General features: G+C 66.8%; 14 protein-coding genes. 6 read left to right on the top strand and 8 right to left on the bottom strand.

Annotated elements, in window-relative coordinates; genetic code table 11:
• Nucleotides 1–102: 102 nt before the first annotated feature.
• The 3 genes from ACQPYR_RS10430 to ACQPYR_RS10420 all read left to right on the top strand — a co-directional run bounded on the left by ACQPYR_RS10430 (nucleotide 103) and on the right by ACQPYR_RS10420 (nucleotide 3,499).
• Entirely contained in the window at nucleotides 103–1,428 is a 1,326-nt protein-coding gene (locus tag ACQPYR_RS10430; protein WP_433630509.1) for an alpha/beta-hydrolase family protein, read from the top strand.
• Between the two features lie 60 nt (nucleotides 1,429–1,488).
• Entirely contained in the window at nucleotides 1,489–1,935 is a 447-nt protein-coding gene (locus tag ACQPYR_RS10425) for an SRPBCC family protein (RefSeq protein ID WP_433630506.1), read from the top strand.
• Between the two features lie 322 nt (nucleotides 1,936–2,257).
• Nucleotides 2,258–3,499 (top strand): SGNH/GDSL hydrolase family protein, encoded by a 1,242-nt coding sequence (locus ACQPYR_RS10420; protein ID WP_433630503.1) that lies wholly within the window; start codon nucleotides 2,258–2,260, stop codon nucleotides 3,497–3,499.
• A gap of 213 nt (nucleotides 3,500–3,712) precedes the next feature.
• On the opposite strand, the gene ACQPYR_RS10415 is transcribed toward ACQPYR_RS10420, so the two are convergent.
• The gene (locus ACQPYR_RS10415; RefSeq protein WP_433630501.1) at nucleotides 3,713–4,300 is read right to left on the bottom strand and encodes a TetR/AcrR family transcriptional regulator; all 588 of its coding nucleotides are present in this window, start codon (nucleotides 4,298–4,300) and stop codon (nucleotides 3,713–3,715) included.
• A gap of 108 nt (nucleotides 4,301–4,408) precedes the next feature.
• On the opposite strand from ACQPYR_RS10415, the gene ACQPYR_RS10410 reads away from it, so the two are divergent.
• Nucleotides 4,409–5,254, top strand: coding sequence for an SDR family NAD(P)-dependent oxidoreductase (locus ACQPYR_RS10410; RefSeq protein ID WP_433630498.1), 846 nt, complete (start codon nucleotides 4,409–4,411; stop codon nucleotides 5,252–5,254).
• Between the two features lie 85 nt (nucleotides 5,255–5,339).
• On the opposite strand, the gene gatA is transcribed toward ACQPYR_RS10410, so the two are convergent.
• Both gatA and gatC read right to left on the bottom strand, forming a co-directional pair.
• Complete coding sequence (gene gatA / locus ACQPYR_RS10405; RefSeq protein ID WP_433630496.1) at nucleotides 5,340–6,866, bottom strand: Asp-tRNA(Asn)/Glu-tRNA(Gln) amidotransferase subunit GatA; 1,527 nt, start codon at nucleotides 6,864–6,866, stop codon at nucleotides 5,340–5,342.
• The gene (gatC, locus tag ACQPYR_RS10400) at nucleotides 6,863–7,162 is read right to left on the bottom strand and encodes an Asp-tRNA(Asn)/Glu-tRNA(Gln) amidotransferase subunit GatC (RefSeq protein WP_433630493.1); all 300 of its coding nucleotides are present in this window, start codon (nucleotides 7,160–7,162) and stop codon (nucleotides 6,863–6,865) included. Before gatC ends, gatA begins: the two co-directional genes overlap by 4 nt.
• Nucleotides 7,163–7,492: 330 nt before the next feature.
• On the opposite strand from gatC, the gene ACQPYR_RS10395 reads away from it, so the two are divergent.
• A complete protein-coding gene (locus ACQPYR_RS10395) occupies nucleotides 7,493–8,143 on the top strand; it encodes an amino acid-binding protein (RefSeq protein ID WP_433630491.1) in 651 nt (216 codons plus the stop codon).
• A gap of 46 nt (nucleotides 8,144–8,189) precedes the next feature.
• Here the strand turns inward: ACQPYR_RS10395 and ACQPYR_RS10390 are convergent, their stop codons facing one another.
• From ACQPYR_RS10390 to ACQPYR_RS10380, 3 genes are all read right to left on the bottom strand, one after another.
• Entirely contained in the window at nucleotides 8,190–8,699 is a 510-nt protein-coding gene (locus ACQPYR_RS10390; protein ID WP_433630489.1) for a GNAT family N-acetyltransferase, read from the bottom strand.
• Nucleotides 8,700–8,803: 104 nt separating this feature from the next.
• A complete protein-coding gene (locus tag ACQPYR_RS10385) occupies nucleotides 8,804–9,148 on the bottom strand; it encodes a hypothetical protein (protein WP_433630486.1) in 345 nt (114 codons plus the stop codon).
• A gap of 170 nt (nucleotides 9,149–9,318) precedes the next feature.
• Nucleotides 9,319–10,563, bottom strand: coding sequence for an AAA family ATPase (locus tag ACQPYR_RS10380; RefSeq protein WP_433630483.1), 1,245 nt, complete (start codon nucleotides 10,561–10,563; stop codon nucleotides 9,319–9,321).
• Nucleotides 10,564–10,738: 175 nt separating this feature from the next.
• Between ACQPYR_RS10380 and ACQPYR_RS10375 the strand changes: the two genes are divergently transcribed.
• On the top strand, nucleotides 10,739–11,104 hold the full coding sequence (locus tag ACQPYR_RS10375) for a hypothetical protein (protein ID WP_433630481.1): 366 nt from the start codon (nucleotides 10,739–10,741) through the stop codon (nucleotides 11,102–11,104).
• Here ACQPYR_RS10375 and ACQPYR_RS10370 read toward each other — a convergent pair.
• Together ACQPYR_RS10370 and ACQPYR_RS10365 are read right to left on the bottom strand one after the other, a co-directional pair.
• Nucleotides 11,091–12,182 (bottom strand): S-adenosylmethionine:tRNA ribosyltransferase-isomerase, encoded by a 1,092-nt coding sequence (locus ACQPYR_RS10370; RefSeq protein ID WP_433630479.1) that lies wholly within the window; start codon nucleotides 12,180–12,182, stop codon nucleotides 11,091–11,093. The two genes, ACQPYR_RS10375 and ACQPYR_RS10370, sit on opposite strands and share 14 nt — an antisense overlap.
• Entirely contained in the window at nucleotides 12,179–12,877 is a 699-nt protein-coding gene (locus tag ACQPYR_RS10365; protein WP_433630476.1) for an SDR family NAD(P)-dependent oxidoreductase, read from the bottom strand. Before ACQPYR_RS10365 ends, ACQPYR_RS10370 begins: the two co-directional genes overlap by 4 nt.
• Nucleotides 12,878–12,914 lie beyond the last annotated feature (37 nt).

Genomic DNA, 12,914 nt, shown 5'->3' with positions numbered 1-12,914 from the left:
ATTTCTACCCGGAATGATTCGGGCGCGTCGCCCAGCTCGAGCCTTTCACCTGCACCGGGGAATCGATGGAAGACGCTCATCACCAAAGGATTTCGGTGTGCTGTGCGGCCGCGAATCGGCACGACGCTCGGAATCGGTTTCGGCACCTCGATATCCCTGGCCCCCGCCCTGCTTCCACGCACACCGAGCGCTCAGGCGATGTTGACCGGGCTGCTCGCCGCAGTTGCGCTGGCGGTCGCGGGGGTTCTTCGGTTTGCGTTGCGGCGCTGTGATTTCGATATCAACCGTCGGATGGATCGATTCCGCACACCGTTGCTCGGCGTGGCCGCGCTCGCGGTCGTCGGCCTGCTCGTGCAGGGAACCCATTGGCAGAACCGGTTGCGTACGGCGATGGATACCGCGCTGATCGGTCCGGACTATTGGCTGCGCTGGGCGCTCGTATCCGTAGCGATCATCGGGGTCGTCGCCGGAATCGCGCGCGCGACTGGATGGTTCGCGCGGAAGCTGGGTTCGGCGCGCAGCGTCGCCGTGGGCGTGGTGGCGGTGTCGGTGCTCTATCTCGCAGGAGTACCCGCGGCTGCCGATTGGCGACGCAGTGCCTACGCCGCCGCCAATGCGACGATCGATCCCGCGCTGGTGCAACCGGTTTCGTATGTTCGGTCCGGGAGCGCGGAATCTGCCGTCAGCTGGCCTTCATTGGGCGCGGAGGGACGCAAGTTCGTCACCGGATCGCCCGCGGGACCGATCCGGGTGTACGTCGGACTCGACTCCGCACCCGATCTCGATTCCCGTGTGGCCCTGGCTGTTCGAGAGCTGGAACGATCCGGTGGATTCGAGCGGACGAATATCGTGCTCGCGGTGCCGACCGGGTCCGGATGGATCGATGCGAATGCGGTTCACGGGTTCTACGAACGCTTCGGCGGTGATGTCGCACTCGTCGGGATGCAGTACTCCTACGCCCCCAGTTGGGTGACCTTCGTCTTCGGGCGCGACGATGCGGTCGCGTATGCGCGAGCGCTGTTCGAAGCCGTGGAGCGCCGCATCGACACGCTCGACCACAAGCCCGAGCTCTACGTCTACGGGCAGAGTCTCGGCGCGCTCGGTGGGAGCTCGATATTCGCCGACGACGCCGACCAGGACCGTCGGACCTGCGCGGCGCTCTGGGCGGGCCCACCCGCCGGTCAGGTGCATCGGGCGGGCGCGACGGTATTGGCCAACAGCTCGGATCCGGTGGTGCATTGGTCGCCGTCGCTGCTGTGGCGCGCACCCGAGCTCCGCGACGTTCGGCTGGATGCCCCTGTGCCACAATGGCTTCCGGTGATCAGCTTCCTGCAGACCAGCGCGGATCTGCTCGCCGCACTGAACGCGCCGCCGGGCCACGGTCACCGATACGGCACCGATCAGGGCACCGCCATGGGCGCCTGCTGACCCGCGACTTTCCTGCTGAGAGGCTTGATCGGATATAGAACATGTTCTAATTTGCTAACCATGCCCTTTGTCATCGATGCCACCGTGGAAATCGACGCCCCCGCCGAACTGGTGTGGCAGGTGATCACCGACCTACCCCGCTACGGCGAGTGGAACCCCTTCTGCATCGAATGCCGCAGCACCCTCGTCCCCGGCGAACCGATCGATATGCTGGTCGCGCTCTCCGGCTCCAGCCCGCGCCGCCAGCGCGAATGGATGGTCTCGCACACCCCGGGCACCGAACTCAGCTACTCGATGAAGCCGGTCCCCCTCGGCGCCCTGCACAGCCTGCGTTCACACCGCGTCACCGCACTCGGCCCCGACCGCACCCGCTATGAATCCCACTTCGAACTCGGCGGCTGGCTGCACCCCGTGGTCGTAGCCGCTCTCGGCAAAAACCTCCGACGCGGCTTCGCGGGCATGACCGAAGGCATCCAAAAGCAAGCCGAGTCCCTCCGCGCCAACTGATCGCACGCGGCACTGACCGCACGCCCCGCTGATCCAAAACCCCTGCGCGGCTGCCGCACACCTCCCGGGTAGGTCGCAGGCCGACCTGCCGCCCGACGCGCCGAGCCCCATCCGCGCCGATGCGCGTGAGCGCACGGATCGACTATTTCGAGTTCGATCCCGAACACCGAGATATCCGAGCCACGTTCGAACGAAGGTCGGGCGGGTGTGGTCGGGGCCTCTTCGGGGTAAAGGCGGGGTGGGGGAATGCGGGTTCGGGTCGGGTGGTTGTGTGGACCGTCCGACGAGCGGATCGGATCCACTGCCACAGAAGGGTTTCGTCGTGCGTACAGTTCGTGCCCTGGTAGCTCTGCTGCTGGTGCTGTTGCCCGCCACCGTCGGCACCGCGAGCGCGAATCCACCGAAACCATTCGTTTGGACGACGGTCTGGGCGACCTCGGCACATCAGCCGAGCAAGGCATTCGTGGCCAATTGGGCGGAAAGCGGATTCACGAATCAAACAGTGCGCCAGGTGATTCGGGTCAGTGACGGCGGTCTGACCACTCGGGTGCGGCTGACCAACCGCTACGGGACGACACCGCTCGCGGTCGCGGGCGCGACGATTGCCCGCAGCGCCGCCGATGGCGCGATCGATCCGGACAGCGTGCAGAATCTGACTGTCGGCCTCGCACCGTCGTTCCGCATCGCACCGGGAGCCGATCTCGTGACCGATCCGGCCGCACTGTCGCCGGCGCCGCTGGAGTCGGTGACGATCACCCTGTACCTGGCCGAACCCACCGGCCCGGCGACCCAGCACGCCCAGTCCTTCGCCACCACTTATCGGGCAAACGGCGACCACCGCGCCGACGCTACCGCCGCGGCCTTCACCGAGACCAGCCAATCCTGGTACTACCTGACCGGCGTCGAGGTCGCGAATGTCGCGCCGCCGCGCTCGGCATTGGTGGCCTTCGGCGACTCGATCACCGAAGGCGTCGGCTCCACCGGCAATTCCGACAATCGCTACCCGGACGAACTCGCCGAACGCCTGGCCGCGGCAGGCATACCGCGTGCCGTACTCAACGAGGGCATCGGCGGCAATCGCGTCACCGTGGATTCCAGCTGGCTGGGTGAGAGCGCCCGGACCCGGTTCCGGCACGACGTGCTCGACCAGCCCGGCGTCGGCACTGTGATCATCCTGGAGGGCACCAACGACATCGGCCTCAGCTCCGGCTTGACCGCGGTGGACACCGTCGTCGACGTCTCCCCGGAGCAGCTCATCACCACCTACCGCGACCTGATCGGCCAGGCCCGCGCGGCCGGGCTCCGCGTGCTCGGCGCGACGCTGCCCCCCTTCGGCGACTCGCCCTACTTCAACGATGCGGCCGAAAGAAAGCGCCTCGCCGTCAACGAATGGATCCGCACCGCAGGCGAATACGACGCCATCGTCGACCTCGACGCCGCCCTCGCCGACCCGGCCGATCCGCACCGCCTGGCCCCCGCCTACGACAGCGGCGACCACCTGCACCCCAACGACGCCGGGTACCGCACCATGGCCGCAACCGTCGACCTCACCGACATCCGCTGACCCGCCGCACCGAATCAGCTTGTCGCATCGACGACATCGGACACGGTTTCGGCGAATGCCGGGATCACTGGACTCTCCGCGGCGGTACGCCACACCAGCGCCCAGCGGGAGGGCGCGGCGGCATCGCCAGAGTTATCGCCGCGCCCCTGATGAGCGCGTTCAGGGTGACGGTGTGCAGGGGCCGATGCGTTGCGACCGTTCAGGGGACGGTGGTCAGGCCACAAGGTGAGACAGGGCCGCCTCGAGGGTGGCGTCGGCGTAGGACTCCGTCAGGCCGGGCAGTCCCAGGGACCAGCGGGATTGGATCGGACCGAGCAGCAGATCGATGGCGAAGTCCGGATCGAGGTCGGGGCGCAGTTGCCCGGCCCGGACGGCAGCGGCCAAGCGTTCGGCGATGGCGGCACGCTGTGGGAGCAGGAGTCGCTCGCGGTACGCGTGGGCGAGTTCCTGATCCTGTTGTATCTCGATGTACATCGCCCGCAGGAAGGCCTCGAAACTCGGATCGGTTAGCTCGGCGATCGCGCCGCGGAGCAGTTCACGCAGGTCAACGCGGATATCGCCGGTATCGGGAAGTACGAGACCATCCGGACCCGAATGCAGTTCGAGCATCGCGTCGAATACGACGGCCCCCTTCGACGGCCACCAACGGTAGATCGTCTGCTTGCCGACCCCGGCGCGGGATGCGATGGCTTCGACGCTCAACTTCGCGTAGGGCAGCTCACGGATCAGCTCGGTGGCTGCGCCGAGAATCGCGGCACGCGCTCGTTCGCTGCGCCTGGCGGCGCTGGGTGCTTCGGCCATGACGAAACTGTACCCAAGACGAGACGAAACGTCTCGTCTTGACAAGTCCGGATCATATTGGCATGGTCGTCAAACGAGACGGAGCGTCTCGCGACGAAAGGATCGACAATGACCAGAACCTGGTTCATCACCGGCGCGAACCGCGGGCTGGGGCGGGCGTTCACGCTCGCCGCGCTCGCCGGTGGCGACCGCGTTGTCGCGACCGCTCGCGACCCACGATCGATGGCCGATATCGGCGACGACCGATTGACGGTGCTGCCCTTGGATGTTCGCGACCGCGACCGCGCGATCGCCACGGTGGACGAGGCATTCGCGATCGCGGGCAGTATCGAGGTGATCGTGAACAACGCCGGATACGGTTTGGTCGGTGCGGTCGAGGAACTGACCGAAGCCGAGATCCGCGCTCAGATGGATACCAATTTCTATGGCGCACTGTGGGTTTCGCAGGCCGCAGTGCCGCATCTACGCAAACAGGGCTCGGGGCATATCGTGCAGATCTCGACCGTCGGCGCGGTCGGCAGCCTGCCGCTGTTCAGCATGTACAACGCCAGCAAATGGGCGCTCGAGGGTTTCGGCGCGTCACTCGCGGATGAGCTGCGGCCCTTCGGAATTCACGTCACGCTGGCACAGCTCGGCGGTTTCGATACCGATTGGGCGAAGTCGAGCATGAAGTTCGCGAAGGCGCATGCGGCGTACAAAGAACTGCGCACCGGGATCCTTGGCATGCCGGACTACCCCGACCCGACCGCCCCACCGCCGGAGACAGATGCCGAGTCCGAGTGGGTGGAAGCGGCCCCGGAAGTCGCTGCGGCGGAGCTGATCGCGCTGGTGAATATGCCGAAACCACCGGTGCGCAAGGTAATCGGCCCGGGTGCGCACCAAATGGTCGCAATGGCATTGGATCAGCGCCGCCAGGACTACCTCAGCGACCCCGAATTCGTCTGGCCCGCATAGGGATGTGCTGAGCGCCGATTCCTGTCGAGTTCACGCGGAATCCCGCATGTGTCGAGACAGGAATCGGCGCTCAGGTCAACACTTCTTACCCGACCGGACCCCGCGCGGCCTCATACGCCGCACCGACGCGGTACAACCGATCATCGGCAAGTGCGGGAGCCATGATCTGCAGACCCACCGGCATGCCGTCGTCCTTGCTCAATCCGGACGGCACCGACATCGCCGGATGCCCCGCCAGGTTGGTGGGCAGGGTGCACAGGTCGGAGAGGTACATCGCCAGCGGATCGTCGACCTTCTCACCCAGCTTCCACGGGGTGAACGGGCTGGTCGGGGAGACCAGGACGTCGACCTGCTCGTAGGCCCTGTCGAAGTCGCGGGCGATCAGCGTGCGCACCTTGAGCGCCTGACCGTAGTAGGCGTCGTAGTATCCGGCCGACAGCGCGTAGGTGCCGATCATGATGCGGCGCTTGACTTCCGGACCGAATCCGGCCGCGCGGGTCGCGGCCATGACCTGCTCGGCGCTGTGGTTGCCGTCGTCGGCGACGCGCAGGCCGTAGCGCATCGCGTCGAAGCGCGCCAGGTTCGAGGACACCTCGCTCGGCAGGATCAGGTAGTACGAGGCGAGCGCGTATTCGAAGTGGGGACAAGATACTTCGACGACCTCGGCGCCCAAATCCTTCAGCACACCGACCGCCGCATCGAAGGATGCGATGACGCCCGGCTGGTAGCTGTCGGAGTGCAGTTCCTTCACCACACCGACTTTCACGCCGCGCAGATCGCCCGTGGCACCCTGGCGAGCCGCGGCGACCACCGGCGGCACCGGCACATTGCGGGAAGTGGAGTCGCGCGGGTCGTATCCGGCGATCACCTCGTGCAGCAGCGCGGTATCGAGCACGGTGCGACCACACGGACCACCCTGATCCAGCGAAGACGCGCACGCGACCAGACCGAACCGGGAGACCGTGCCATAGGTCGGCTTGGTGCCGACGGTCGCGGTCACCGCGGCGGGCTGCCGAATCGACCCACCGGTATCGGTGCCGATCGCCAGCGGCGCCTGATGCGAAGCAAGTGCGGCCGCCGAGCCACCGCCCGAACCACCCGGAATCCTGGTGGTATCCCACGGATTCCGGGTCGGACCGAAGGCCGAGTTCTCGGTGGAGGAGCCCATCGCGAACTCGTCCATATTCGTCTTGCCGAGGATCGGGATGCCTGCGGCACGCAACCGACTGGTCAGCGTCGCGTCATACGGTGCAACCCAGCCCTCGAGAATCTTCGAGGCACATGTGGTCGGCATATCCGTGGTCGTGAAAACGTCCTTGAGCGCCAACGGAACTCCGGCCAGCGGCGAGGCGGGCGCATCGCCCGCGGCGAGCGCGGCGTCCACCGCTTCCGCCGCGCTGAGCGCCTCGTTGCGTGCCACGTGCAGGAATGCGTGGTACTCGCCGTCGACGGCGGCGATCCGATCCAGATGCGCCTGGGTGACCTCCACCGAGGTCACCTCGCGGCCGTGGATCTTCGCCGCCAACTCGGCGGCAGGCAGCGCAGTCAGGTCAGGCCCACCCGTCGCCCGACCGCCACCCCTCACGGAATCGCTACGCGATGCTGAACTCATTCGCCCTCTCCCAGGATCTGCGGAACCAGGAACCGCTGGTCCTCGACCGCGGGGGCGCCCGAGAGCGCCTCGTCCGGGGAGAGGCACGGGATGACCTGATCCGGACGCGTCACATTGGTCGCCGGATTCGGCGACGCGGTCGCAGGCACATCGGCGGCGGCGACCTCGGAGATGGTCCGCACGTGACTCAGGATCGAATCCAACTGACCGGCGAACTGATCCAGTTCGGCTTCGGACAGGGCGAGCCTGGACAGCCGGGCGAGGTGTGCGACCTCGTCGCGGGAGATGGCGGGCACCGCGGACCCCTTTCGGCATGATTTAGCTTGGTGAACGGCCACCGAACAGCCTAGCGACTCCCCGCTGGCCCTTTCGAGCGACCTGCAAGCAGTCGCTACGGCCCCTTTCGAGCGACCTGCAAGCAGTCGCTACGGCGACAACTGTCACAGGAGCCGCGCATGCAACGACACACCCCACCAGCTAGCGTGACACGCCGCTTCCGCGCTGATTCGCGCTGTGGCATCCGTCACCGCCGGTACTTCGAGTCGATAACTCGGACTTGGGGGTGTAAGTATTGCGTGACCCGGGTATTCGTTTCAGAGCCTCGGCCGCCAAGGAAAGGAACGCGCGTGTCTTACCTGCTCCGCGTGCAACTTCCGGATCGACCGGGAAGCCTTGGTGCGCTCGCGCTCGCACTGGGCTCCGTCGGCGCCGACATCCTCTCCCTCGACGTGGTCGAGCGGGGTGCGGGATTCGCGGTCGACGATCTCGTGGTCGAGGTGCCGCAGGGTGCACTACCCGACACATTGATCACCGCCGCCGAATCGATCGGCGACGTGCACGTGGACTCCATCCGCCCGTACTCCGGTGTGCTGGACACCCATCGCGAACTCGAGTTGATCGATCAGGTCGCCAGTGCCCGCGACGATCGGCTACAGGTGCTCGTCGACGGAGTGCCGCGAGTGCTGCGCGTCGGCTGGAGCACGATCATCGATATGGGTCCGCAGGGGGCCTACCGCGTCGTCGGCAGCCAGAGCGCGCCGCAGACGCAGGCGGGTTCGGCGCCGTGGATGCCGTTGGAGAAGCCCGCCGTCCTGGACCCCGAGGGCGGCTGGGTGCCGCAGATCTGGCGCGATATGGACACGAAGCTGGCCGCCGCGCCGCTCGGAAATACCGGCAAGGTGCTGCTGCTCGGACGTCCCGGTGGGCCCGACTTCCGCCCGTCCGAGGTGGCGCGACTCGGTTATCTCGCGGGGATCGTCGCGACCGTATTGGGATGAGCATGCTCGAATGCCGACCGCCGCGCCGGTCGGTGCGGTCGGATATTCAGGCTGGCAGATCCAGCCGTAGCACCGACAGCCACTCGCCCGCGTCGGTCTTCCAATCCCGTTCCGGCGCAGGGACGAAACCGAATCGGTCATAGATCCGCCGCGCGCCGACCATGGCGGGCATCGTGGTAAGCACCACGGCGGCAAAGGATTCGGCCTGTGCGGTCTCGATGACGGTGCGCACCAACGCCGTTCCCGCGCCGAGCCCGCGCGCCGACTTCGACACGGCGAGCATCCGGAACTCCAACTCTCCCGGACGGGCGATCTCGGCGTACGGCGTTCCCGGCCGAGCCACCGCCAGCGAACCGACCACCCGATCGTCGTGCACCGCGACCAGCACCTGCGCCGCACCCGCGCGATGGGTGATATCGGCGAGTTCGGTGACATACGGGCTGCCGGGACGTACATAGCCCTCCCCGACATAGACCTCGACCGTCAGGTCACCGACGGCGTCGTATTCGTCCGGGCGAGCGTCGCGAACAACGACCTGGGAGTCCTGCACATCCATACCGGCATCCTCCCACCGCCCAGGCAGCCACCCCCGAACAACCCGGTCGGTCGACCGGACTCGCCGCATCGATGCGGGACCGGCCGCGGAGATACCGCCCCGGGTCAGGAACCGAGGCCCGGACGCGCGCCCGGATTCGAGATCTGCCAGCGTTCCGGCTTCCCCGACGGGTAGACGACCGGGATGAAATCCCCGATGGCAGGCCAACTGTTCACGTCCCACACCAGGCGGCCGTACACCACGGTGCCAGGCACCGACGGGCCGGTCAGATTGCCGGTGATGGTCACGTACTGCTCACCGGTCGCGTCGGGCCGCGGACTCACCCCGGTGACATACAGCGTCCCCGTCTCCGGATTCGACAGCCGGACACCGTTGCGGCCACGCAGGTAGAGCATGACCATCGCCACCAGCGCGCCGACCATGATCACCAGCATCGCGAACTGCACCATGGCACCCATGCTATTGGTCCAGGCGCGCATGCCGCGGCGCCGCTGGGCACGTCAGCATCCCGGAGTTGCACCACGTCACCCGCGCTCATCCGGACACACAAACCGCAGCACTGGCAGCGCGACACGCCAACTGGCAGCGATCGACGGCTCATGCGGCCTGAGGGCACGGACTACAGCGAGGCAAGTTCGCTGGTGCCGTGATCGGTGCGCCGGATCTGCCAGACCGCGGTGCGGGTGCGCTGGGAGCGACCGTTCGCGCGATCGATCAGCGACCGATTGTTCGTGGTGAAGATCAATTGCGCGCCGCGGGAATTGGTCTCCGGATTCTGGAAGAGCTGAATCAGCCGATCGGTCTCCTCGACCGGCAGGTGCGCGCCGATATCGTCGATCGCGAGCACCCGGCCGGAGTCCAGTGCGTCGAGCATGGTCGGCAGCAAGCGCAGCATCGAGAGGGTGGCGGCGGATTCGTCGGTGATGTCGAAGGCGGACTCGATGCCGGCGTGCACCAGTCCGAGGCCGACGCCGCGCCGCTCGACCATCCGGGTGTAGAGGGCATCGCGCGCGGCCTTCAGATTGCTCAGCTCGCGTTCGAGCATGACCTCGGTGATGCCGTTGTCCCGCAGCAACTGGTCAGCATGCGCCGGCGAGGTCGCACACAACTCCACCTGTTTGGCGGTCCCTGCGATATCGCCATCTAGTTCACGCAGATAGTCCGCATACATAGGGTCCGGCTCGGCGATCAGCAGATCGGTAATGCCCAGTTCGGCGGTGCGCAGCAGCATGAGCAGCCGCACCGCATGGTCCGGTGCCGCGGACAAATGACTGCCGAGCCGATGCGCGACCGCCGTCGCATCCGTCGCGCCGTGCTGCACTTCGAGCATCGCGGAGAACCACCGATACGCCGGCACCAGCGCCTCGGCATACATCTGCCCGGCCAGACTCAGCAGCAACGCATTCGGCCGCACCAGCGGCAACAATGCGGCGATACCGTAACGCGCGGCCTCGAACATCGGGCCGATCTTGATCTGTTCGCGGTTGCGCTCGAACACAATTCGCTTGCGCGAACGCGGATGCGTGTAGAGCCACTCGGCCGTCACATCGGCGCTGTCCAGGCGGAACCCGTAGGTGTACGGCACGCCCTCCGCGACGAAGCTCGCCACGAATTCCGAAGGGCGATCCGGGAATCCGCGGTGCGGTGCGCGCACCGGTCCCGCGTAGGGGTCCCAGCCGGTCACCGAATGCAGCACCGCATCGCGCATCTGCCCCAGCGCATCGATCAAGCTCGTCTTGCCCGCGGCACTCGCACCGTGCACCGCCGTCACCGGCACCGCGACCGGTCCGCTCCCCCGGCTCAAACGCAAGTCCTGCCGTTCGGCCAGCGATCTGTGATTCGTCACCTGAAAACTGCGCAGCATCCCGCCATCCTGTCGGTTCGCCCGGCGCACCGCGACACCGCACCCGCTTCACGGGCCTGGACAGACGTCGCTCAGGAGGCTTACACCGGACAAATGCGCACGTCACGCGTTATCATGCAGGCGCCGCGGCTACCCGCTGGCATCTGCCGGAAATGTACTGATGAGGGATTCAACGATGGACCTGACGATTAGTCGTCTAGTGGCCCGCAGCTCCGTCGCGGCCGCGCTCGCACTCGGCCCGCTGGTCGTGCTCGGATCGCCGCAAGCTGCCGCCGAGGCGCCCTGTCCGGACGGAACCGCCCGGATCTTCTTCCACGACGAGACCAACACCTGCCAGAGTGGCGGCACCTACAGCTTCGACGGCTCACCCGCGCTCGTGAAGGTGTGCTCGGTGGGCAAGGTCCAGGTCATCGTCGACACCACCATCCAGAAGAGCCGGACCAAGACCAGGACCGCCCATCTCGATCTCAGCAACGGTAAGTGCGGCCGGATCGAGGTCGGTGGCCAGCTCGACTCCACCGTGAGTATCAGCCCCTCCTAGCGTCGGGGCCGAACAGCAAGGCGCTGTCACCGAACTCGTGCCAGAGATATCCGGTATCGAGTGCGGTGGCATACGCCTCGTGCACGGTGGCCTCGCCCGCGACCGCAACGAGTAACTCCAGATGCGATGCGCCGGGTGCGTGCCAGCCGGTAATGATGCCGTCGACCACCCGGGCCGGATGTCGCGGGCCGAGGACCAGTTCGGTCCACCCCCGGGCCGGATGCACGATTCCGTTGTGATCGGCGGTGGTCTCCAATGCTCGCGTCACCGTGGTGCCGACCGCGATGACGCGGCCGCCCGCCGCCTTGGTGTCGTTCACCAGACGTGCGGTCGTCGCCGATACCGCGAACCGCTCCGGGCTCGGCGGTTCGCCCGCCTCGGGTGAGGAGACGCCGGTGTGCAGGGTGATCGGCGCGATCGCGACGCCCGAGGTCACCAGATCGAGCACCAGTTTTTGTGTGAACGGCCGTGCCGCACTCGGCATTTCGGCGCTGCCCGGGATCCGACCGAAGACGGTCGTGTAGTACGAAGGCGACCAGCGTTGTGGCACATACGAATAGGTGATCGGATAGCCGTGGGTCGTCAGCAGCCAGGTGGGATCGGCGCTCAGTTCGGCGATCCAGAGTCGGCGCGCACCCGGCAGCCAGGGTTCACGCAGGGTGGCGATGGCACCTTCGGGCAGCTGAATCTCGCTGCCCGGGTGGAGGTCACGCGAATAGGGCGTGTGCTCGCGGGTGCGCACCTCCACCACCCACAGTCCGTCGCAACCGCCGAAGGTGTCCGGTGGCCCGCTCGCTCCGTCGACGGGCGCGTTGAGCCAGGTGGACAGATGCAGTGTGACCGGCATGTCGTCGAGGGTGCCGTCGACCGCTGCGGCCAGCGTCGCCGAATTGTTCACCACCACAAGGTCACCCGCGCGCAAATGCCGCGGCAGTTCACGGAAGGTGTTGTGGGTGAGGCGATCCGCCGCCACCAGGATCCGTACCTCGTCGCGGACCAGCCCCCGCGCCTCCGGCGGAGCGGCGGCATTGCGTTCGGGTGGCAGAACGTCGGGCCATTCATTCAACGCGGTTGTCATCTACCGACCCCCGCGGCGAAATCGGCGGCGGTATAACGGTCGTTCTTGGGTCGCTGCTCGATCAAGCGCAGCAGCGCGGGCACGACGGTCTCGGGCTCGGGACGATCGGAGATATCGTCGCCGGGAAAGGCCGCCTGATGCATTTCGGTGCGCATATCGCCGGGATCGAAGGCGTAGATCGACAGCTCCGGATGTTCGGCGGCCAGGACGGCGGTCAGTTGATCCAGGGCGGCCTTCGACGAGCCGTAGCCGCCCCAGTCCGGATATGGTTCGACGCCCGCGTCGGAGCTGATATTCACCACGACCCCATCCGGGTCGAGCAGTGGCAGCGCGAACTGCAGAACCGCGAGCGGGGCAATGACATTGGTCCGATACACCAGCTCGAGCTGATCGAGCGGATAGTTCGCCAGGCGCGGCATCGGGCTGGGCCCGAGCCTGCTCGCATTGTTCACGAGCAGGTCGAGATGTCCGAATTCGCCCGCGACCTCGGCCAGCTCGGCACGGTGCGCCGGATCGGTGATATCGCCCGGCACCGCGAAAAATGCTTCGCCGAGTTCGGCCCCCGCCCGCGCCAGCCGCTCGGCGCGACGGGCGGTGCCGATCACCCGCCAGCCGCGCCCGATGAGCGAGCGCGCAAGAGCCAGACCGAATCCCGCCGAAGCACCGGTGATCAGAGCGGTAGAGCGGTGAGTCATATCGAATCTCCTGATAGTTACCTACCAGTCGATCGTC

The sequence above is a fragment of the Nocardia sp. CA-120079 genome, assembly GCF_050955745.1.
In the GTDB taxonomy this organism is placed as follows: Bacteria; Actinomycetota; Actinomycetes; order Mycobacteriales; family Mycobacteriaceae; genus Nocardia.
Note: the sequence above shows the minus strand (reverse complement) of the source record. Positions and strands in the feature narration are given on the sequence as shown.